The sequence below is a fragment of the Bradyrhizobium sp. CCBAU 51745 genome (assembly GCF_028128715.1).
GTDB lineage: Bacteria > Pseudomonadota > Alphaproteobacteria > Rhizobiales > Xanthobacteraceae > Bradyrhizobium > Bradyrhizobium manausense.
In genome coordinates this window covers 23,280-45,435 of record NZ_LBJP01000081.1, presented here as the reverse complement: position 1 = coordinate 45,435, position 22,156 = coordinate 23,280, and the positions used below count along the sequence as shown (strand labels likewise).

Sequence of the window (22,156 nt, the reverse complement as noted above, 5' to 3'; positions counted from 1 at the left end):
GAGGGAACCCATGGCAAGCGTCGCTGCCGCTTCAGTCCAACAGGGCTTCACAGCCGAGGAGGAGAAGATCCTCGCGAAGGTGCTGTGGCGGATCGTGCCCTTTCTGCTGCTCTGCTACATCGTCGCCTATCTCGACCGGGTCAATGTCGGCATCGCCAGCCTGACGATGAACGGCGATCTCGGCATCTCGCCGTCCGCATTCGGCTGGAGCGCCGGACTGTTCTTCTTCGGCTATTTCCTGGCGGAAGTGCCGAGCAACCTGGCCTTGCAGGCCGTCGGCGCCCGCAAATGGATCGCCCGCATCCTGATCACCTGGGGCCTGATCTCGGCAGCAACGGCGTTCGTGGTCGGCCCCGTCAGCTTCGGCGTGATGCGCTTCCTGCTCGGGCTTGGCGAGGCCGGCTTCACGCCCGGCGTGTTCCTCTATTTCACCTACTGGTTTCCGGCGCGCATCCGCGGCACGGCGACGGCGGCATTTCTGCTCGGCATCCCGATCGCGAACATCATCGGCGCACCGATCTCGAGCTCGCTGCTCACCCTCGATGGCCTCGGCGGCCTGCATGGCTGGCAGTGGCTCTTGATCCTCGAGGGCCTGCCGGCGACCCTCCTGGGAATCGTGTGCTTCTTCACGCTCACGGACAAGCCGGAGCAGGCCAAGTGGTTGAGCCCTGACGAGCGGCGTTGGCTCGTTGAGGTGCTGGCAGCAGAGCGCGAGGCCATTGCCACAAAACATCCCTCGCGGCTCAGGGACGCCTTCATCAATTGGCGCGTCCTCGCCTGCGCGGCCGTGAACTTCTGCGCCATCATCGGCTCGGTCGGTCTCGGGCTGTGGATGCCGCAGATCATCAAGGGGCTCGGCTTCGGCGTCGTCGCCGTCGGCTTCATCGCCGCCATTCCCTATATCTGCGGCGCCATCACCATGATGCTGTGGGCGCGACTGTCGGACAATGGCGGCGAGCGCAGTTGGTTCGTGGCATCGGGCCTGCTCGTCGGCGCGGCCTCGCTGATCGTCTGCGGCTACGCGACATCGTCCGCGCTGGTTTCGATCGTCGCGCTCTGCGGCGCCGTGATCGGCATCATGTGCTACCAGTCGACCTTCTGGCCGATCCCGTCGAGCTTCCTCACCGGCAGCGCCGCCGCCGGCGGCCTCGCCATCATCGTCTCGATCGGCAATCTCGGCGGCTTCGTCGGTCCTTATTTCATCGGCGTGATCAAGCAGTCGACCGACAGCTTCTCCTGGGCCCTGATCTCGGTGGCCGCGTTTCTTGCCCTGGCCGCCATCCTGATCCGCCTGGTTGGCGCCAGTCTGCAGCGACAGGCCGGAACGGCTGACGGCCGCACCGGCCCCATCGCGTCCCTCTCGAAAGGAATTTGAAAATGAGCGAACGAAAGCAGTTCCGTCTCGGTCTGGTCGGTTATGGCGAGATCGGCAGCACGCTGGGCAAAGGGCTGCGCGAGGCGGGCCTGCAGCAAATCTTCTGCTACGACAAATACGCCTTCGACGGTCCGTATGCCGATCTGATCCAGGGCCGAGCCAGGGCCGCGGGCGTGACACTGGTCAGGTCCAACCGGGAATTGGCCGATGCGGCGGAGCTGATCTTCAGCGTCACGCCGGGCTCGAGGTCGCTCGAAAGCGCTGATGCCTTCGCGCCTGTTCTCGATGGCCGCCACACCTTCCTCGACTTCGCCTCGGCCACGCCGAAGGTGAAATACGGCGTCGCCGAGCGGCTCGCCGGCACCGGCGCCACGCTCGGTGACGGCTCCATCATGGGCACGCCCAAGCACGGCTATGCGATGCACATGATGTCGAGCGGTTCTGCGGGGCAGCGCGTGGTCGACCTGCTGGTGCCCTGGGGCATGAGCATCGAATTCGTCGGCGAGAAACTCGGCACGGCCTCCGGCATCAAGATCCTGCGCTCCGTCCTGATCAAGGGCATCGAGGCGCTGATCGACGAGACGCTGCTGGCGGCCCGATCCTACGGCCTCGATGAGACGGTATTGGCCTCGGCCTCGAAGACGCTGACGCGTCCGTTCATGGACACGGTCGAGAGCCTGACACCGTCAGGTGTCATCCATGCCAAACGGCGTACCGAAGAGGTCGAGATGGCGGCCGAGGCGGTCGAGGATGCTGGCATCGAGCCGTTGATGGCGCGCGCGACCGCGGCGCGGCTGCGCTGGAAGGACAGCCTCGGCCTGAAGGAGCATTTCAGGGGCGTCGTTCCCGAGAATTACAGGATCGCGATCGATGCGATCGCGACCAAAATGCAGGCCAGCGCGAAAGCAGCCGAATGAGCCAACAACAAAAAGCAAAGAGGGAGAGAAACGTGACGGCTGCTCGGACGGACATCGACCCGATAGAGAAGGCGACGATGCGCAGGGTGATCCTGCGCCTCGTGCCCTTCCTGATGATCTGCTACTTCTTCGCACTGCTCGATCGCGTCAATGTCGGCTTTGCGGCGTTGCAGATGAACAAGGATCTCGGCCTCACGCCGGCGACGTTCGGCTTTGGCGCCAGCCTGTTCTTCGTCTCCTATTTCCTGGTGGAAGTCCCCAGCAACCTGGCGCTGCAGAAAGTCGGCGCGCGGCGCTGGATCGCCCGGATCATGATCACCTGGGGCCTGGTGACGGCGTGCATGGCGCTCGTGGTGGGGCCGTATTCGCTGTACGCGATGCGCTTCATCCTGGGCGCGGCGGAGGCCGGCTTCTTTCCCGGCGCTATCCTTTATCTGACCTACTGGCTGCCATCCGAATATCGCGCGCGCATCCTGGCGACCTTCACGGTCTCGATCCCGCTTGCGACCTTCCTGGGGTCGCCGCTATCCGTCGGCCTGCTCGAGCTTGACGGCGCGCTTGGCCTGCGCGGCTGGCAGTGGCTGTTCATCCTGGAGGGATTGCCGACCGTTTTGCTCGGGCTCGCCTGCCTGTTCGTCCTGACCGACAGGCCCGAAGGCGCGGCCTGGCTGACCAATGAGCAGCGCGGTTGGCTGACGGCCCGCATGGCGGCGGATGCAGCCGCGCGCAAGCCGGTCGGGCATCTCTCGCTCTGGCAGCTTGCGACCAATAAATATTTCCTGGTCATGGCCCTGGTCTGCTCCGGCGCGTCCGCCACCGGCAGCGTGCTGTCGGTCTGGCAACCGCAGCTGCTGAAATCGTTCGGCCTGTCGAATCTGCAAACCGGCTTCGTCAACGCGATCCCCTACGGCATCGCGACCGTGCTCATGGTGCTGTGGGGACGGCATTCGGACAGCACGGCCGAACGGCGCTGGCACACGGCGATTCCGCTGCTGTTCGCCGCCGGCGGCTTCACGGCATTGAGCCTGACCGGAACGGCAGTCGCGCCGACCATCGTCATGGTGACGTTCTGCCTGGTCGGCGCCTATGCCTTCAAGGGGCCGTTCTGGGCGCTGTCGGCGAGCTGGCTTTCGACCAGCACGCTCGCGGCCGGCCTCGCCGGCATCAACGCGATCTCCAATCTGATCGGCGGCGGCCTGATGGTGAACGTAGTCGGCCTCGTCAAGGAGCGGACGGGCAGCTTCGTGCTCGGGATGCTGCCGCTGGCGCTGCTGTGCGCCGTGGCCGCGACCTTGGTCCTCGTGCTGGGTCGCAACGTCGCGCGCGCGGCCGACATGGTGGCGGTGAAATCATGAGCGAGCACGGCAAGTCATCACAGCGCACCATCACCCGGCGCGGCGTTCTTGCAAGCATGCTGGCTGTGAGTACGGGCGCCTGGGCCGGCGGGGTCGAGCAGGCGGTGCCCAACAGCACGGGGTCGGCGCCGCCGCGCTTGAACGCTCCTGCGGATGCGTGCGATTGCCATCACCATATTTACGACGAACGGTTTCCTGTTTCGCCGCATTGGCACCAGGGCTTTCCGCCTGGTGCGACCGTCGCCGACTATCGAAATCTCCGGCGCCGGCTCGGCATCACCAGGAGTGTGGTGGTGCAGCCGTCGACCTACGGGGTCGACAACCGGTGTCTCGCGGACGCGCTGGGCCAGCTCGGCGCCTCGTCACGCGGCGTTGCCGTCGTCCATACCGATGTCGAGGAAGCAGAGCTGCGCGCGCTGGCCGAGGCCGGCGTCCGCGCCATCCGCGTCAATTTCGTCTCTCCGCAGAGCTGGGGCACGACAACGCCGCAGATGCTTGCCGCGCTTGCCAGACGAGTCGCCCCGCTGGGCTGGCACGTGCAGATCCTGATGACCGGCGATCAGATCGTCATGCATGAGAAAGTCATCCGGTCGCTCCCCACCAAGGTGGTGATCGACCATCTCGGGCGTATTCCCCAGCCCGATGGCCTCAAGCATCCTGCGTTCGCCGCTGTCCGCCGCATGCTCGATGAGGGCCGCACCTGGGTGAAGGTCACCGAGCCCTACGAAGACAGCAAGCTCGGTCCGCCCTATGCCGATTCCAGCGAGGTGGCGCGTGCCTACGTTCAGGCCACGCCAGAGCGCATCCTGTGGGGCACGGACTGGCCGCATCCGACCCAGCGCGGCACCAAGCCTGACGATTCTTTGTTGCTCGATCTTCTCGCCGACTGGGCACCGGACGAAAAGACGCGCCGGCGCATCCTGGTGGACAATCCCGCCGAGCTGTTCGGCTTCTAATCCAGCCGCTGAAGCGAAAGCATCTCAGTCGATGCCTTCGCACTTCAGCTCGCGCAATTGCTTGTCCACCCAGGAGGCGTCGTGGGTGCCGGCTTCGATATTGGCCATCTGCTTCTGCTCGGCCTCGAACTTCGCCGTGGCCGCCTTGAATACCGCCTCGGTCTGATCGAACGGCACGCACAGCAGGCCGTCATCGTCGCCGATGATGAGGTCGCCGGGCTCGATCACCATGCCGTCGATCGCGATCGCAACGTTGATCTCGCCGGGGCCGTTCTTGTAGGGGCCGCGATGCGTCACGCCGGCCGCGAAAACCGGAAAGGTCTGGCCGCGGATGAAGCCGGCATCGCGGATCGCGCCGTTGATGACGAGGCCGGCCACACCGCGCTTGACCATCTGCATCAACATCATCTCGCCGGTAATGGCATTGGTGAGATCGCCGCCGGCATCGACGACGATGACGTCGCCGGGCTCGGCCAGCGCGATCGCCTTGTGCACCATCAGATTGTCGCCGGGCGCCGTCTTGACCGTCAGCGCGGGACCCGCGAGCCCGCCGCTCCTATGCATCGGGCGAAGCCGCGCACCGCCGGCCGTCAGGCGCGACATGCTGTCGCTGACATTGGCGACCGGTAGCTGCGCGAAACGCTCGACCACCTCAGTGCCGATCTTCCTGGTGCGCTTCAAGATTCTGAATCCGACGGGCATGAATGGTTCTCCAATTGGTCGGAAAATTTATAGAACGCCGTTTCATTATTCGCAATGCGCGTCATCGATCGCTTGGCACGCGGCGCGAATTGCCGAATTGGGCCGGTGGAACGATCGAATGACGGGCGGCAAAATCGATCAGGGCGCCGCGCGCGGGACTGTCGGGCTGCAGCAAGCCCCTGTGCGTGCCGAACAAGGTCACGGCCACTTCGATCTCGCCTTGCCAGTTCGTGATCGCGGACGAGATCGCGACCAGGCCCGGAATGTAGCGTCCGTCGACATAGGCGATGCGTTCGCGCCGGATCTTCGTCGTCACGGCCTCGACACTTGCCATGTCGGGATTGAGATCCGGCCAGCTGACGCCGACGGAGGCGGCACGCTCGAGTTCGTTTTGCAGCCGCACGGCCAGTTGCGGGGGCGGCAGATAGGAGAGGAAGACGCGTCCGGTCGCGGAGTCCAGCAAGGGAAATGTGCTGCCCAGACCGATCGACGTGGTCGTCAGATGAGGGCCTCGCTCCAGTCTGACCACGGTCGGGCCGTTGTGACTCCAGACAGCGAGCAGCGCGGCATGCCCTGTGGTCGCGGCCAATTCCTCGAGTTCATCGGAGGCGCGGACGACGAAATTGTTCCGGCTGATGGCCGCGACCCCCAGTTCGGCGGCTTCGCGGCCGAGGTCATAGCGGCCGGACCGCTCCTTCTGCACGGCAAGGCCGGCATGAATGAAGCTCGCCAAATAGCGATGCACCTTGCTCGGCGGCATGCCGGCTTCCCTTGCGATATCCGATAGCGTCGCCGGCCCATCGAAGGACCTGAGGACTCGCAGGACCGAAAGTGCGGCGTCGAGAGCCTGGATACCGCCAGGGGCCGTCCCGCCGCTCTCGTCGTCAGTCTCTTTCGCCCGCGTCCGTTTCATCTCAACATGTCCTTGAACTCCTGCGGCACGCTCGCACCGCGGAGTTCGCCCGTATCGGTGACAGCGGCCCAGGCGCGCTGTTCGAAGCCGCTCGCAATCTGCACGTTTCCGCTCCACAGCTTGTAGTCGATTCGAAACCGCCGCTCTTGCCACTCGGTCACCGCTGCGCGGATCACCAGCTCGTCGTCGTAGCGGGCAGGCCCCATGAATTGGGCCCCGACATTGACCAGCGGCGTGACGCTGCCAAAGCGCCGCTTGAGCTCCCGCTGGCTCAATCCGCGGTGACGCAGCCAGCGCTGCCAGGTGCAGTCAAACCAGTAGAAGTAGTTGGGATAAAAGACGATTCCGGCTTCGTCGCAATCGCCCCATTCGATCGTGAAAGCTGTCTCGAACATCCAAGGACCCTCCCGGCAAGCCTGTCGGCGCGAAGCCTAAACGCGTCGCGTCCATTCCTCATAAGAAAAATGATTCCTCACTGTGCAAGAAAGATATTGCATCAGGTGAAATCTATTGCATAATGGGAAACTAGAAGCGGATGATAAACGCAACAGGGAAGGGAAGGTCATGCGGCTCAGTCGCATTGCGGTGATGGGAGGAGGTCCTGCGGGCCTGTATTTCGCCGCTCTCTGGAAGCGTCGGCATCCCGAGGCCCATGTCGATGTCTTCGAGCAGAATCCGGAAGGAGCAACCTGGGGATTTGGTGTCGTCTTCTCCGACAAGGCGCTCGACTTCCTTCGCGCCGATGATCCTGACACGGCCGATGCCGTTTCGGCCCGCATGGAGACGTGGCGCGACATCACGCTTGTTCATCGCGGCGAACGCGTCGTGCTCGACGGCGTCGGCTTCTCCGCGGTCGGGCGGCTCGATTTCATCACGCAATTGACCGAGCGCGCGCGATCCGCCGGCGCAAATCTGCATTTCGGCAAGCTCGTGCGTTCCGTCGACGAGCTCGCAGGATACGATCTGATCGTCGCCGCCGACGGCGTCAACTCGCTGGTGCGACGGAGCTACGAAGGCGACTTCAACACGTCGCTTTCCTATGACGACAACAAGTTCGCCTGGTACGGCACCACCAAGCGCTTCGAAACGCTGACCCAGACCTTCGTCGAAACCGAGTTCGGCTGTTTCAACGCCCATCACTATCGCTATTCGCCGACGATGAGCACCTTCATCGTGGAGTGCGATCGTGCAACCTGGCTCCGCGCCGGCTTTGCCGAGAAGACCGAGGATGATAGCAGGGCGCTTTGCCAAAAGGTGTTCGCCGACACGCTCGAAGGGCATCCTCTCGTCGGCAACAAATCGGTCTGGCGCAATTTTCCCTGGCTGTGGAACGACCGCTGGTCGCACCGCAACATGGTCCTCGTCGGCGACGCGCTCCACACGGCGCATTTCTCGATCGGATCGGGCACGCGCCTCGCCCTCGAGGACGTCATCGCCCTCGTCAACGCCCTGGACGGCGAACCGCGCAATCTCCGCCATGCGCTGGAGCATTACGAAGCCACGCGCCGCCCGGTGGTGGAGAAGCTGGTCAAGGCCGCAAGGACCAGCGCGGCCTGGTACCAGCGCTTTGCCGACCACATGAAGCTGGCTCCGCTGGATTTCGGCTACAGCTACATCACCCGTTCCGGCCGGATCGACGACAGCCAGCTCCGCGCGATGTCGCCGCGCTTCATGGCGCGTTACGACGCCGGTTCATTGGTCCCCAGCACGTAGCGATGATGAGGAGCGCTGCCATGACGGACGGAATCGACCAAACGCTCTCGAATGCGATCGTGGACCATGTGCCTGATGATGCGCCCTGCGCGCAGGAGATCGGCTTCGATATGCCAGAGCGCTACAACGCCAGCGAAATCCTGTTCGGCAATCTCGGCGCCGGCCGCGCCGACAAGGTCGCGATCTACACCGCGGCCGGCAACACCAGCTATGGCGAGTTGTGTGCCAGGGCCGCCCAATGCGGCAACGCGCTTCGCTCGCTCGGGCTTCGCCGCGGTGACCGCGTGCTGCTCCTGCTGAACGACACGGCGTCCTATCCCGCGACATTCTTCGGCGCGGTTCGTGCCGGCTTCGTGCCGATGCTGATCAACACGTTGTCGCCCAAGGACCTCATCGGCTTCTACCTGCAGGATTCGGCCGCGCCGGTCGCGGTCGTCGACGCCGAATATGCCGCCCTGTTCGACCGGGAGACGGTCGCAGGAACGCAGCTGCATACGTTGGTGATGCTCAACGGCGAGGTCGCGGTCGAGTCCCCGGTCAAGGTTCTGGGTGGTGACCAATGGTTCGCCCAGTTTCCTTGCGAATTGGATGCTGCGCCGACGTCCCGCGACGACATGGCGTTCTGGATGTACTCCTCGGGCAGCACCGGCCGGCCGAAGGGCATCGTGCATCTGCAGCACGACATGGCGTACACGGCCGACAGCTTCGGCCGTCACATCCTGGGAATCGAGGAGAGCGACATTTGCTTCTCGGTGCCGAAGATCTTCTTCGCCTACGGCTTCGGCAATTCGATCACGTTCCCGTTCTCGGTCGGCGCCAGCACGATCCTGCTGGCCGGGCGGCCCGAGCCTGGCGCCGTCCTGGACCTGATCGAGCGGTTCAGGCCGACGCTCTTCTTCGGCCTGCCGACGCTCTACAATGCGCTGCTGCATCATCCGCGCATCGAAACTGCCGATCTGTCGAGCGTGCGCCTCAGCCTGTCGGCCGCCGAAGTGCTGTCGCAGGACATCTTCAACGACTGGAAGCGACGCTTCGGGCTCGAAATCGTCGAAGGGCTCGGATCGACCGAAGTGCTGCACATCTATCTGTCGAACACGCGCGAGCGGAGGAAGACCGGGACCGCGGGCAAGCGCGTTCCCGGCTATGAGCTCAGGCTGACCACGCCCGAAGGGCAGCCCGTCGCGCAAGGCGAAGAAGGCGTGATGTGGGTCCGCGGTCACTCCAACGCGCCGTGTTACTGGAACAGGCCCGACAAGACCGCGCAGACCATGCGCGAGGCGGGATGGATCTGGACCGGCGACAGGCTCGTCGAGGATGCCGACGGCTTCTTCACCTTCGTCGGCCGCGTCGACGATCTCATCAAGGTGAGCGGCCAGTGGATCTACCCGGTCGAGATCGAGCTCTGCCTGTCGGATCATCCCGCGGTCCGGGAATGCGCGGTCCTTGGCCTCGAGCTTCCCGACCGCCGCATGACCACGAAAGCATTCGTGATCCTTCGGGACGGTCATGCGGCGAGCGAGACGTTGACGCGGGAGCTGCAGGATCACGTCAAGTCGAAGCTGCTTCCCTACAAATATCCGCGCCTGATCGAATACCGGTCCGAACTGCCGAAGACGGGAACGGGCAAGATCGACCGGCAGAAGCTGCGCAGCGCCCCGTTGGTGGCCTGATCGGGCCTCCTCCTTCTCTCAAAGTCGCTTGGAAGTCACAGCCTAGAGCATGATCCGGAAAAGTGTGAAGCGGTTTTCCCTCGCGACATCAGCGGAACGCGTTTGCGCGGAGATCATGCTCAAACAAAGAGCTAAAGCGCGATGACGATTCAACCCAATCTCATCGCGCTTTAGAAACCCACGCTCACTGGAGTTCGTGATGTCCGCTGCTGAAGATGTAGACGTTACCGAGGTCATCGAAGAGGCGCGGTTTGGACGCCTCCAGCTTCTGATCCTGGTTCTTTGCGCATGGATCGCGCTGCTCGACGGTTTCGACACACAGGCGATCGCCTATGTCGCACCTGTGATCGCCGAGAAATGGGGGATCGCCGTGGCCGGCTTCGGTCCGATCTTCGGCGCCGGCCTCGCTGGACTCGCCGTCGGTGCATTCGTCCTCAGCCCGGCGGCCGACCGGTTCGGCCGCAGGAGCGTGATCCTGCTGTCCGTGCTGCTGTTCGGGATGTTCGCACTCGTCACGGCGCGTGCGACCACGCTGAACGAGCTCTTGGTCTACCGTTTCCTGACCGGCCTTGGCCTCGGCGGCGCCATGCCCAACATCGTCGCTCTGACCAGCGAATACGCGCCTAAGCGGATGCGCGCGCTGCTCATCGCCATCATGTTCTGCGGCTTTCCGCTGGGCTCGACGATCGGCGGCCTGATCAGCGCGCCTCTGATCGGAGCGTTCGGCTGGCAGGCGGTCTTCGTTGTCGGCGGCGTGCTTCCGCTTTTCACCCTGATCGTGCTGTTCGCCTGGCTGCCCGAGTCGATCCGCTATCTCCTGACACGCGAGGTCGCAGATGTCAGGATCGCGAAATTGCTCGCAAGGCTTGATCCTGATATCTCCGCGACCGCGGCGAGCCGCTACGTCGTGCATGGTTCGCAAGGATCTGGCTTCCAAGTATCTGGCTTCCAAGGATCTGGCTTCCCGGCGACGAAGCTCCTCGCCGAAGGCCGCGCATCGATGACGGTCCTGCTCTGGATCGCGTTCTTCATGAACCTGCTCGTCATGTACTTCCTCGTGAACTGGATGCCTTCGCTGCTCAAGGCGAGCGGGCTGCCCCTCAACATCGCGATCCTCTCGACTGCGGTGCTGAATGCCGGGGGCGTCGTCGGAGCGATCGTCCTCGGCCGCTTCGTCGACCGGCTCGATCCCTATCTGGTGCTCGGCGGCGCCTATCTGGCTTCGGCCCTCTTCATCGCGGGGATTGCCTTCGGGTCGGCCAATGTCTGGACGTTGATGACCTCGACCTTCCTCGCCGGGTTCGGCGTGGTCGGTGCGCAGATCGGCATGAACGCGCTGGCCGCCGGCCTTTACCCGACCGAGATCCGCTCCACCGGCGTGGGCTGGGCGCTGGGTGTCGGCCGCATCGGCTCGATCATCGGCCCGGTCGCGGGCGGCGTGCTGCTCGGCTTCGGATGGGACGCGCAGTCCGTCGTCCTGACCGCGGCGGTGCCGGCGGTGCTGGCGGGCCTTGCGGTGATCGCCCTGCGCCGGCGCGAGCCGTCACTCAAGCTCGTGCCGTCGGCGGCGACACTCCATCACTAACAGCGAGACAGACCATGTCCCATCAAGCCATCATGGCGCCAACCGCCGACACGCCCGAGCGCCGGGCGTTCTACGACAAGATCGACAAGAGAAACCTGACGGCCTTGTGGCTGTCGCTGGCCGATCTCGTCACGCCGGAGCCGAGAAGCGCGTGCCGCCCTGCATCCTGGCGCTTCGACGAGATCCGCGCCTACATGCTCGAGGCCGGAAGTCTCATCACTGCGAAGGAGGCGGAGCGGCGGGTTCTCGTGCTCGAAAATCCCGGTCTTCGCGGCCAATCGAAGATCACGACGGATCTCTACGCCGGCGTACAGCTGGTGATGCCGGGCGAGGTTGCGCCGGCGCACCGCCATACGCAATCCGCGCTACGGTTCATCCTCGAGGGTGAGGGCGCCTACACGGCGGTCAACGGCGAACGCACCATCATGCATGAGGGCGATTTCATCATCACCCCACCCTGGGCCTGGCACGATCACGGCAACCCCAGCTCGAAGCCGGTGTTCTGGCTGGATGGTCTCGACATCCCCGTCATTCAGATGCTGGATGCATCCTTCGCCGAGCATCTCGACGTCGACGAGCAGCCGATCACGAGGCCCGTCGGCGACAGCGACGCCCGCTATGGCCACAACCTGCTGCCGGTCGATCACAGGGGAGGTGGCGGCACCTCGCCGGCGTTCAACTATCCCTATGCACGCACGCGCGAACAGCTCGAACGCTTGCGGCGCGCCGCCGCCTGGGATCCCTGCCACGGCCTCAAGATGCGCTACACCAATCCGATCACGGGCAATCACGCCATGGCCACCATGGCGACTTTCATCCAGCTGCTGCCGAAGGGCTTTTCCACAGCAGCCTACCGCTCGACGGATGCCGCCGTGTTCGTGCCGATCGAGGGCCAGGGCCGCAGCATCATCTCGTCTCGGACAGGCGAGGACATCGTGGTCGACTGGAGCAGGCGCGACATCTTCGTCGTTCCGTCCTGGCATCGTGTGCGTCACGAGGCGATCGGCGGCGATGCCGTGATCTTCTCCTATTCCGACCGACCCATTCAGGAAGCTCTGCATCTGTTCCGAGAGGACCGTGGCAATGCCTGACGCCATCTCTTACCCCGACTTCGTTCTGCCTGTGCCGCCGCAAGCCTCCGTCGCCGTCCATCATTCCTCGGCGCGCTTTCCGGTGCGCCGGATCATCTGCGTCGGTCGCAACTACGCGGCGCACGCCCGCGAGATGGGGCGCGATCCCGACCGCGAGCCGCCGTTCTTCTTCATGAAGCCCGCCGACACGGTCGTCGACGACGGCACGACGGTTCCTTATCCGCCGCAGACCAACAACTTCCACTACGAGATCGAGCTGATCGTCGCGATCGGGCAGGGCGGGACGGACATCCGTAACGAGCGCGCGCTCGATCATGTCTGGGGCTATGGCGTCGGCATCGATCTGACCCGTCGCGATCTCCAGCTTCAGGCCCGCGAGCAGGGCCGTCCCTGGGACTGGGGCAAGGGTTTCGATCTCTCGGCGCCAATCGCGCCGCTGCGACCGGTCTCGGAAGTCGGCCATCCCAACGCCGGGCGCATCTGGCTTGCCGTCGACGGCACGCTCAAGCAGGATTCCGACATCTCAAAGCTGATCTGGCCCGTGCCTGATATCATCGCGATCTGCTCGCAGTCGATGGCGCTCAAGCCCGGTGACCTCATCATGACGGGAACGCCGGAAGGCGTCGGCCCCGTGCGGCGAGGCCAGGTGATGACTGGAGGAATCGAGGGGCTGGGCGAAATCAGAATACCCGTCGGATAGGATTGTCGGAGCGGAAGAGCGGACCGTCGATCGGCGGTCGACGATGCAAAGCGCAGCACCAAGCGCGCGTGACCTGCGCTCTCTTACCTTAAGTTGTTGTAAATGGCCGACAGGCTATCTGGGTGGCATGCCCGTATTTGTCATGCCCTCCAGTCGCGCCGCTGTTTCAGACAGGGAATTCTCCGCCAGAGAACGAGCCGGTGGGCCGCATCCGCCGTCGGGCTCAAGGCGGTCCTCGTGATGGTTGCGCTGGACACAAGCGCGGGCGCGGTCACGCGCCGGCCGATCATCACGGCAACGATGCCGTTGGTTGTCGGCGGCTTTGTCGTCCTGACCATCCTGCTGTTCTGGCCATGGCTCGGGCACCTGTCATCGGCGCTGATCGGCCCGGAAGAAGACAATATGCAGGATTTCTGGAACAGTTGGCACGCGGCAACAGCCCACGGCTGGCGCGACTTTCTGTTCACGAACCAGATCCGCTATCCCGAGGGCACATCGCTCAGCTACCATTCGTTTGCCTGGCCGCAGGTCGCAGCCGTGATGCTGCTTGGCCACATATTCGGCACCAGCCTCACCGATCTGATCCTCTTCCAAAATTTGACATTGCTGGCCTCTTTTCCGCTCTCTGCTGCGGCGATGTTCCTGCTGGTACGTCATCTCCTGGGCGAGCGCACGGGATGCAACGCGGGGGCGGCGTTGGCCGGCTTCGTCTTTGCCTTCAACCCCTGGCACGTGGCGCAAGTGATGCACCACGCTCATGTCGCGACGATCGAATTCCTGCCGCTATTTGTGCTGTTTTATCTTAAGGCCCTCGAAGAGCGGAATTATCTCCATCTCGCCGCGGCAAGCGCGATGATGGCACTCAGCGCGCTGTCATGCTGGTATTATCTGTTCTACGCGTTCTACTTCATGGCTTTTGATCTTGTGTTTCGATGCAGCCGAGATCGGAAATGGCCGGAAAAATGGCAGCTCGCTGCGCCGATGCTTTGCGTGATCGGCAGCATTCTCTTGCTTTCGCCGTGGCTGATACCGATGATCATGGCCCGTGGTCCCGCCAATGCAGGCACCAACGCGTTCGTCGCCGATCTTTTTGCCCTGGTCGTGTTTCCACCCAGCCATTTTCTGGCTCGGCTCGGGGAGAGCATCTATGCCCGCCTGACCGGCAATCCCTGGGAGGCCACGGTCTATCTGGGCCTCGCCAATCTCGCGGCGCTGGCCTGGGCGTTCGCCTGCAAAACCGAGACCGACAAGCGGGTGATGCACTACGCGCTGGTCGGGATGCTGTTCTTTCTCGTGCTTGCCGCTGGGGAGACGCTGCACATCGGAGGGCATCCTTCCGGGCTGCCTCTGCCCTATTTCGTCCTGGCCAAGCTGCCTTTCTTCGGGAATGTGCGCACGCCTGCCCGGGCCATTGTCATGGTCTATATGTTCCTGGGGCTCGGCCTGGCACAAGCCTGCGTGATTGCCGCCCGCCGGATCGGCATCAGGCAACGCGCTTGCATGGCGTTTGCCGCGATTGCGATCCTGTTCGACTTCTTTCCGACCAACCTCGCCGCGACGCCGCTACGCTGCTCGCCCGCGCTCGCTGCGATCGCCGGCGATTCCGATAGGTTCGGCGTCCTGGATCTGCCGCGCGGCTACATTGCGGGGAACATCGCCATGGCACTGTCGGCCTGCCATGGTCATCCTATCGTTGCTGGCGAAACATCACGCAAATTGGGTGTCACGCTGGCCGACCAACTCGAAACTGGCAATCTTGCGCTCCAGCAGCGTCAACTCACGGCAGCTCATGTCAAATATATCGTGCTGCGCCGCTCCAAGGGCCACTCCTTCGTCTGGAACGAGACTGACGGCAGTCCTGACGACTATCTGCGAACCTACCCGCAGGTCGGCTCGGACGAGGAAGCGATCGTCTTGCGCGTCTATTAACGTGCCATGCCTGGTCTGACATAGACGCTTTCGTAGACGCCGGTATGGGCCTCCTTCCACCCTCGCTTTGCCACGAGAAACTGCCTTAATTCTTCATGTCCCCTGAGCCATAGCACGGCGTCGATGTGATATTTTTCGAGCACGTCGTCCCAGGTGTTTTCGTCGATCTCCCAGTGCACCAGCCGGAAGTAATCTCGCAACAGTTCATCAGGATAGGCGGTGGCAGCCCGTCCGTCCACAAACAGGGGGACCGTTCCATGAGTCAGGAGGATCAAATATCCTCCGACGTTCCAGTGATTGAGCACCCGCGCATGCGAAAGATGCGTTTGCAGATATTCGGCGTCCTGCTCCGACATCATCTCGGGTAACGCCAGAGCGGGCCTGATCTGAATGAATGTCAGAGGGAGCACACATGCGCCGAGAATCGCGGCGGTCACGAGCGCCCGCTGAATTTGCAGCTGAGGCAACTTGCTGGGGATCAAGCGATCGAGGTGCAGAGCCATCGGGATGGTCGAGAAGATGAAGAAAAAGGACATGTATCGAAATTGATGGAGTCCGAGGGCCAAGAAGACCCAGGACAGAATGCGGGCCTCCGCACGGATTTCCGTCGACGCTCCGTAGCGCAATTCGAGCGCAATAAACGCGACAATGTAGACCATTCCGGGAATGCTGCCCGGGATTTCGATGTTGTGAGAATACGGAAGCCACTCGCCGATATTGCCTTGGACGAAGTGTCCCAAGGTCGCGGTCACGCCCTCATAGATTTGCCAGCCCAACGGATTGACGAAGGTCACGGCAAAGCAACCCAGCCCCGCCAGCGTTATGGCTTTGAACCTTCTCAAGTCGCGGCGCCATAGGGCTCCTGCGCCAAAGACTGCTGGGATCATGAAGCCCAGCACGAACCCTCCGTGCAGGTTGACCCACAACAACATCATCAAGGGCAACAGCCACAGCTTGGTCGACCGCAGGCATTCCCGGTAGAAAACGACGCTGAACAGCATCGTCGAAACGTTCGGAGATGCTGCCAGGTATGTATTGGGAGCAGCCTCATAGGCAGGGTACAAAAGGCCTGTTGCGAAAGTCGCGACGCAGACGGCGAGTGCCGAAGCCCCGGTCTCCAGGCAGGCGGACGTCAGATACCAAATGATCAGCGCGCCGCACACGACGACCAGGCCGACGAGACCCCCGTAGCCGGCATACTTGAAAATCAAGCTGGCGATAACATCCCACAACCAGGAGAGGTTGAACCATTGCTTGGTTCCGAGCGTGAACGACCAGGGGTCCTGGAACGGAACGTGCGCTTCGCTTCTGATCAACTCACCGGCGGCCAGGTGCCAGCCGAGGTCGTAGTGACTCAAGATGAGTGAGGCGTTGGACAAGTAGAAGACGCTCAAGAGCGAGATCAGGAAGACGTACGTTCCGAGCGTCGATGACGGCGTTGCTCCGGATGGTTCAGCAAGATTCTGCAGCATCCGGACATTCCGATCGTTCATTCCAAAACATAGGTCAGACGTGCGTCGACGGTCCGCCGTCGGTTGTCGCCCATTCCCTCACAGCCTAGCGGCGAATAATCTAAGGTAGAGTGAAATTCGATTGTGCAATCGAGGTTCCGCAAGCAGAAGGAAGAGATGGTTAATGCGGGGTATCGGTCTGGAGCGATGATCCGATGCCGGTCTCGTCACAACGTTGACGCTGGTTTCGCAGGTTTCAGGCAGTCGGTCATCGAGTGCACTGCCGCCGTGACCATGGCTGCCGCCAGCAGCGACCGCGCCGCTGCAACGGCGTCCGATGCTAGCCGCCCCATCGCGCATACGGATTGTGACCTGGTTCTGGCTGATCATCGTAATGCGGGAGCGGCTGAGGGCGGGCCGGCCCTGCTGGTGAATAGGCCCATGCCCCGGCGGGCCCTGTCGTCAAGGCGCGGGTCGAGTGAGCAGTTGCATGATGCCCGTGGCCCTGGGCTGCCATGGCGGCGCCGACAGGTGCACACAGGAAAATCAAAAGACTGAGGATCAGGCCTGATCGCATGGTCGTTGCTCCGGCGGACTTGCGGTGAACCATCAAGTGAGCCTCGGTCGATGTCCACGCAATCCGTCACCGCCTCGCGACGGGTCACATCCGCGGCATCATGATCGGGCCGACGGTGGAATTCGTGCGAATCTGTAAACCCATACTGGATGAGCCCGCGTCGCCGCGCTGGGCGACCGCTCTACAAAGGCCCAGCCTTGCAAAGGCGACACTCAAGATCGTGAAGTCTTCCGATGGGCCGGTGTCCGTCAGGGGTGCTGCCGAATATTTGCGCCAGAGGGCGTGCCTACGGTCTGTATCGGTTCACCGGGAGCGCGGTCGAGGGGTGGGTGTGGCCGCGCCAGCCCGACCGTCCCGGGAGGCGTGTCATTGCTGGACGGACGAGTATTGACGCGCTCCAACGTAATTGCCGATGCGGCGACAATGGCGATGGCAAGGGCGATCGTGGATAGGGCTAAGGCTGCTCGATCATTCGGGTCCATCGTCAGACCTCCGCGCTCCATAGCCAAGGGATAACGCCGGGTTGTCGATTTGGTTCTTGCTCAGGGTCCTCGGCCTCAGCGCCCGAGCGCCACCGACGCCTGGATCGTCCAATCGGCGATGGGAATGTCCTGTCCTGAACGGACGACGCAAATCCTGTCGAAGCTCATGGTGCGTCCCGCGAGACGCTGCCCGAATTCGACTGATGCCGGCGCCTTCACCCTTTCCGGCAGGTTGCCATAGAGCAGCGAGACATGCGGCATGAAGCGTTCGGTTTCCTGCGGATCGAGGCGTCGCTTCAGCCCGAAGAGCGGCACTGAGGCGGCGAAGCGCAGGTAGAAGGCGCGGAAGAACGCCTGCGTCGTCTCGATCCCGGTGATCGGCTCGGTGAAGGGCTGCATTGCTGCGGCTGCTGCCCGGGCGTCGTCGTGGAGCTGCTCGAACGCTGCATTCGTGTCGCCGCGCAGCGTCAGATGCGGCGCAAAATTCGGCGTGCCGAAGCGCGCCGCAAGCTCACCGATCAGCGAAGCGAGAAACGCTTCGTCCTCGGGGCACGGCATCAGCCAGAGCGATCGGATCTCGAGAGCCATCGAAAGTCATAAATCTGTTGCACGAGCGAGCTAGGGGTCGTTATGTTTATTCCACGCTGATCGCAGAATGGAAGAACAATTCCATCTGGACAAATAGGGCAGCGTGGAGGAGCGGAACGTGCGGGCGGGCTCGCAGGCTATGTCGGGTGTCGGCGCGGCAATCGAGGTGCGCGGCCTGCACGTCGCCTATGGCGGCACCAAGGTGCTTCACGGCGTCGATCTCGATTTCGCGCCGGGGTCTTTCACGGCATTGCTGGGCTCCTCCGGCTGCGGCAAGACCACGCTTCTGCGCGCGCTCTCCGGCTTTGTGCCGGTCTTGTCCGGCTCGATCGCTGTCGGTGGCAAGGACGTCGCGGGGCTGCCGCCCGAGAAGCGCGGCATGGCGATGGTGTTCCAGTCCTATGCGCTCTGGCCGCATATGACGGTGCTCCAGAATATAGGCTACGGCCTGAAGCTGCGCGGGGTGTCCAAGCGCGACATCGCCGCCAAGGTGTCCTCGCTGCTGGCGATGCTCGGGCTCGCCGGCTACGAAGATCGCAAGGTCACGGCGATGTCGGGCGGGCAGCGCCAGCGTGTGGCGCTGGGACGCGCGCTTGCGGTCGACCCCGGCATCCTGCTGCTGGACGAGCCGCTCTCGAACCTCGACGCCAAGATCCGCATGACGATGCGTCACGAGATCCGCGCCATCCAGCAGCGGCTCGGCGTCACCACGATCCATGTCACGCATGACCGCGAGGAGGCGATGACGATGGCCGACAGGCTGGTCATCATGAATGCCGGCAGCATTGCGCAGATCGGCACGCCCGAGGAGGTCTATGACCGGCCGAACAGCGCCTTCGTCGCCAATTTCATGGGCGCCGAGAACGTCCTGCCCGTCCATGTCGCCACCGGTGCGGGCCGGACCACGATCACGGCTGGCGAGGCGCGCCACGTGCTCCCCGGTGAACGCGGCCTTGCTCTGCCGGCGGGCGAAGCACTCGCCTATTTCCGCGACGACGCAGCCAGTCTGGATGCCCCCGATGCCGAACCGGGCGAGGATCTGGTGGTGCCGGGGCGCATCGCGGCGCGCAGCTATCCGGGTGGGCTCTACCGCTACAGGGTCGAGGCCGCCGGCCGCCAGCTGACCGTGGATCACACCATCAGGCATGAACCCGGCGCGGCGGTCGGCCTGCGCATCCCGCTTTCACGCCTTCACATCTTCCCGGCCGCACAGGCCTCCATACAGGCCTCCATCCCTGCCTGAGCCCTTGCAACGATCCGACACGGAGCCAGACCATGCGCCTTCTCACGATCGCCACCTCGCTCGCCGCGCTGATCGCGGCTTCGCCGCTCGCAGCGCAAACGCTCAACGTCGCCTCCGCGGGCGACCAGAACATGGTCGACTATGTCAAGGATTACCTGGCCCCGATGTTCGAGAAGGCTCATCCGGGCGTCAAGATCGTCGCTGTCGGCACCGGGCCGGGCGATGCCGGCTCGCAGAAGATTTACGAGAAGCTCAACGCCCAGAAAGGCGCGACCGCATCCGATTTCGATGTGGTGGTGATCCACCAGAAGGCCGCCGGCCAGATGGTCAGGGAAGGCCTGCTCGACAAATATTCGGCCAATGTCGATACCGCCAGGCTCGCGACGGGCGATTCGTCGAGGAACGCGCTCGGCACCGACGTGAGCGGCTACGTCATCCCGATGTTCCAGTCGCAGACCGCGCTCGCTTACAATGCCGACATGGTCAAGACGCCGCCGGCAACCTTCGCCGAGCTCGCCGATTGGGCCAAGAAGAATCCGAAGCAGTTCGGCTATAACGGCATCAAGGGTGGCATGTCGGGCGTCGCCTTCGTCGCCGGCTGGGTCTACGCATTCGGCGGCGATGCCGACAGACTGATGAAAGGCCCCTATGATGCCGCCACCAAGGCCAATTGGGACAAGGCCTTCGCGGATCTGAAGGCCTTCAACGCCAACGCGACCATTACCCCCGGCAACGCCGGCACGCTTGACATGTTGAACCGCGGCGAGATCGCGATCGGCCCGGTCTGGGTCGACATGTTCTATTCCTGGCAGGCCGACGGCAAGCTGCCGCCGAACATGAAGCTGAAGCTGATCTCGCCCGGCATGCCCGGTCAGCCGATGTATTATTCGATTCCCGAGAAATCGGCACAGAAGAAGCTGGCCGAGGCCTTCATTGCGCTGGCAACCTCGCCGCAAGTCCAGGCCGACGGCATCGTCAAGAAGTTCAACTGGTATCCCGGCATCGACGCCAGGAACCTTGAAGGCAAGCTCGACAAGGCCGCCTGGGACAAGCTCTTCAGCGACGTGACGCCGGCCGAGCTCGCCAGCAACGGCAAGCCCTTTCCGATAGCCCCCTACTTCAATGACATCCTCGAGGGCTACGAGAAAAAGGTCGCGAATTGAGGTTGGTTGCGGCGCGCCGCTGTCGGCAGGTTCGATGTCGATCTCCCAACGCCAGCTCGCTCTGCTGCTCATCGCGCCTGGCCTCGCGCTGGTGGCGGCGCTGTTTCTCTATCCGCTGAGCTTCTCGCTGATTTCGGCCTTCACGGGGCCGAAAGGCGGAGTCTCGCTGGATGCCTTTCGAAAGGCCTGGGAGCTCTATTCCGGCGACATCCTCTTTACCGTCGTGATCGTGCTCGTCTCCTGCTCGTTCACGGGGCTCGCCGCCATCGTCATCGCCGGTACGCTGACGCTCGGCGAGAATCGCCTGATCGTCGGCACGCTGAAAGCGCTCTATCGCTGGCCGCTCTTCATCCCGTTCATCGTCGCGGCACAGTGCATGCGCACCTTCCTCGCCAAGAACGGGCTGATGAACAATTCCTTCGTCGCCATGGGGCTCATGGAGCCGCTCCAGGCGGTCAGCTTCCTCGACTGGCGCGGCATCATCGCCACCTTCGTCTGGAAGCAGACACCCTTCGTTGCCCTGCTGCTCGCGGGCGCGCTCGCCGCGATCGACCGCGCGACGCTGGAGGCGGGCCGCAATCTTGGGGCCTCTCGCTTGCGCGTGCTGCTCGAGCTCGCCTTGCCTCAGGTGATGCCGCAGCTGCTCGTGGCGCTGGTGCTGTCGTTCGTGACGATGCTCTCGGTGCTGTCGGTACCGATGATGGTGGCGGGATCGCAGCCCACCTTGCTGACCGTCGACATGGCCTTCCGCATCAACGCCTATGGCGATTACGCCACGGCGAATGCGCTCGGCGTCATCACCTATCTGCTCTCGGCCGGCGCTGCGATCATCTATCTGAAGCGCGGCATGGCGAAGGAGGGCGCGCCATGATGCATCTAGCATCTTCGTTGCGCACGGCTTTGGCCGCGTTCCTGCTCGCGGCCTTTGCCTTCGTGCTGATCGGCCCGCTCGCCAACCTCGCGCTGTGGTCCGTGGCCGAGCGCTGGTACACGCCCTATAAGCTGCCGGTGAGCTACGGCACGCGTTACTGGGAGCAGGTCTTCCGCCCCACAGGCGACGCCATGGCCTCGCTCGGCACATCGGTCTTTATCGCGGTGCTGACGGTCGTCGTCGCGCTCGCGCTCTCGATCCCGGCCGGCTACGCGCTGGCGCGCTTGAGGCTGCCGGCGCGCGCCTTGTTCATGGTTGTGTTCCTGCTGCCGCAGGCCTTTCCGTCGGTCGCGATCTACATCAACGTCGCCCGCGTCTTCTACCAGCTCGGCATCAACGGCACGATCCTCGGCGTGGTGCTCGTCCATGCCGCGCACGGGCTGGTCTATTCGGTCTGGATCGCAGCCGCCGCCTTCGGCGCGGTCGACAAGGATCTGGAGCTGGCGGCGCGCAATATCGGCGCCTCGCCGCTCAAGACGTTTGTCTCGGTGACGCTGCCGCTGGCCGCGCCCGGCATCGTCGCCAGCGGCATCTTTGTCTTCCTGGAATCGCTGGACGAGTTCACCGGCACCTTCTTCGTCGGCGTGCCGCAGGTCAGGACCCTGCCGCTGCTGCTCTACAATGCGGCGATGGGCGGTAACTATCAGGTTGCCTCGATCACGGCGCTGATCCTGCTCGTGCCATCGGTGCTGTTCATGCTCTTCATCGAGCGCTTCCTGCGCGCCGACGTGCTGGCCAAGGTCGGGGCCTAGCCCATCGTCATTGCGAGCCACCGGTCCGCGCAAAGCGCGGCCCGGTGGCTCGCAATGACGTGG

Annotated in this window: 19 protein-coding genes; 14 read left to right on the top strand and 5 right to left on the bottom strand. The window is 63.6% G+C overall.

The features are described 5' to 3' along the window. Positions 1-10: 10 nt before the first annotated feature. From XH98_RS22330 to XH98_RS22315, 4 genes are read left to right on the top strand one after another with little or no spacing between them, the layout of a single operon-like run. Positions 11-1,375, top strand: a complete 1,365-nt coding sequence (locus XH98_RS22330; protein ID WP_271619964.1) for an MFS transporter — start codon at positions 11-13, stop codon at positions 1,373-1,375. Positions 1,376-1,377: 2 nt separating this feature from the next. Next, a complete protein-coding gene (locus XH98_RS22325; RefSeq protein WP_271619963.1) occupies positions 1,378-2,292 on the top strand; it encodes a DUF1932 domain-containing protein in 915 nt (304 codons plus the stop codon). A 32-nt stretch (positions 2,293-2,324) separates the two neighbouring features. Next, positions 2,325-3,647, top strand: coding sequence for an MFS transporter (locus XH98_RS22320; RefSeq protein WP_271619962.1), 1,323 nt, complete (start codon positions 2,325-2,327; stop codon positions 3,645-3,647). Next, complete coding sequence (locus XH98_RS22315) at positions 3,644-4,603, top strand: amidohydrolase family protein (RefSeq protein WP_271619961.1); 960 nt, start codon at positions 3,644-3,646, stop codon at positions 4,601-4,603. The genes XH98_RS22320 and XH98_RS22315 overlap by 4 nt, the downstream gene beginning before the upstream one ends. A 24-nt stretch (positions 4,604-4,627) precedes the next feature. Here the strand turns inward: XH98_RS22315 and XH98_RS22310 are convergent, their stop codons facing one another. The 3 genes from XH98_RS22310 to XH98_RS22300 form a co-directional block, all read right to left on the bottom strand. Beyond that, entirely contained in the window at positions 4,628-5,305 is a 678-nt protein-coding gene (locus XH98_RS22310) for an RraA family protein (protein WP_271619960.1), read from the bottom strand. A gap of 61 nt (positions 5,306-5,366) precedes the next feature. Continuing rightward, positions 5,367-6,218, bottom strand: coding sequence for an IclR family transcriptional regulator (locus XH98_RS22305; RefSeq protein ID WP_271619959.1), 852 nt, complete (start codon positions 6,216-6,218; stop codon positions 5,367-5,369). After that, positions 6,215-6,613 (bottom strand): acyl-CoA thioesterase, encoded by a 399-nt coding sequence (locus tag XH98_RS22300; RefSeq protein ID WP_271619958.1) that lies wholly within the window; start codon positions 6,611-6,613, stop codon positions 6,215-6,217. The genes XH98_RS22305 and XH98_RS22300 overlap by 4 nt, the downstream gene beginning before the upstream one ends. A 169-nt stretch (positions 6,614-6,782) precedes the next feature. Between XH98_RS22300 and XH98_RS22295 the strand changes: the two genes are divergently transcribed. The 6 genes from XH98_RS22295 to XH98_RS22270 all read left to right on the top strand — a co-directional run bounded on the left by XH98_RS22295 (position 6,783) and on the right by XH98_RS22270 (position 14,906). Beyond that, positions 6,783-7,931, top strand: coding sequence for an FAD-dependent monooxygenase (locus XH98_RS22295; RefSeq protein ID WP_271619957.1), 1,149 nt, complete (start codon positions 6,783-6,785; stop codon positions 7,929-7,931). A 20-nt stretch (positions 7,932-7,951) separates the two neighbouring features. Next, the gene (locus XH98_RS22290) at positions 7,952-9,601 is read left to right on the top strand and encodes a benzoate-CoA ligase family protein (RefSeq protein ID WP_271619956.1); all 1,650 of its coding nucleotides are present in this window, start codon (positions 7,952-7,954) and stop codon (positions 9,599-9,601) included. Between the two features lie 199 nt (positions 9,602-9,800). Next, entirely contained in the window at positions 9,801-11,186 is a 1,386-nt protein-coding gene (locus XH98_RS22285) for an MFS transporter (protein ID WP_271619955.1), read from the top strand. Between the two features lie 14 nt (positions 11,187-11,200). Beyond that, on the top strand, positions 11,201-12,277 hold the full coding sequence (gene gtdA / locus XH98_RS22280; RefSeq protein ID WP_271619954.1) for a gentisate 1,2-dioxygenase: 1,077 nt from the start codon (positions 11,201-11,203) through the stop codon (positions 12,275-12,277). Continuing rightward, positions 12,270-12,977: a fumarylacetoacetate hydrolase family protein gene (locus XH98_RS22275; protein WP_271619953.1), complete on the top strand. Its 708-nt coding sequence runs from the start codon at positions 12,270-12,272 to the stop codon at positions 12,975-12,977. Before gtdA ends, XH98_RS22275 begins: the two co-directional genes overlap by 8 nt. 237 nt (positions 12,978-13,214) lie before the next feature. After that, positions 13,215-14,906 (top strand): hypothetical protein, encoded by a 1,692-nt coding sequence (locus XH98_RS22270; RefSeq protein WP_271619952.1) that lies wholly within the window; start codon positions 13,215-13,217, stop codon positions 14,904-14,906. Here the strand turns inward: XH98_RS22270 and XH98_RS22265 are convergent. Further along, on the bottom strand, positions 14,903-16,378 hold the full coding sequence (locus XH98_RS22265; protein ID WP_271619951.1) for a hypothetical protein: 1,476 nt from the start codon (positions 16,376-16,378) through the stop codon (positions 14,903-14,905). The genes XH98_RS22270 and XH98_RS22265 overlap by 4 nt on opposite strands. Before the next feature lie 1,113 nt (positions 16,379-17,491). After that, the gene (locus XH98_RS22260) at positions 17,492-18,004 is read right to left on the bottom strand and encodes a 2'-5' RNA ligase family protein (protein ID WP_271619950.1); all 513 of its coding nucleotides are present in this window, start codon (positions 18,002-18,004) and stop codon (positions 17,492-17,494) included. A gap of 118 nt (positions 18,005-18,122) precedes the next feature. Here XH98_RS22260 and XH98_RS22255 point away from each other — a divergent pair, with 118 nt between their 5' ends. Genes XH98_RS22255 through XH98_RS22240 form a run of 4 tightly spaced genes read left to right on the top strand, consistent with a single transcriptional unit; the run spans position 18,123 to position 22,093 of the window. Beyond that, entirely contained in the window at positions 18,123-19,247 is a 1,125-nt protein-coding gene (locus XH98_RS22255; protein WP_333932590.1) for an ABC transporter ATP-binding protein, read from the top strand. Positions 19,248-19,279: 32 nt separating this feature from the next. After that, positions 19,280-20,410, top strand: coding sequence for an ABC transporter substrate-binding protein (locus XH98_RS22250; RefSeq protein ID WP_271619949.1), 1,131 nt, complete (start codon positions 19,280-19,282; stop codon positions 20,408-20,410). 34 nt (positions 20,411-20,444) lie between these two features. Then, positions 20,445-21,281 (top strand): ABC transporter permease, encoded by an 837-nt coding sequence (locus XH98_RS22245; protein ID WP_271619948.1) that lies wholly within the window; start codon positions 20,445-20,447, stop codon positions 21,279-21,281. Continuing rightward, on the top strand, positions 21,281-22,093 hold the full coding sequence (locus XH98_RS22240; protein WP_271620013.1) for an ABC transporter permease: 813 nt from the start codon (positions 21,281-21,283) through the stop codon (positions 22,091-22,093). The genes XH98_RS22245 and XH98_RS22240 overlap by 1 nt, the downstream gene beginning before the upstream one ends. The last annotated feature ends 63 nt before the right edge of the window (positions 22,094-22,156 follow it).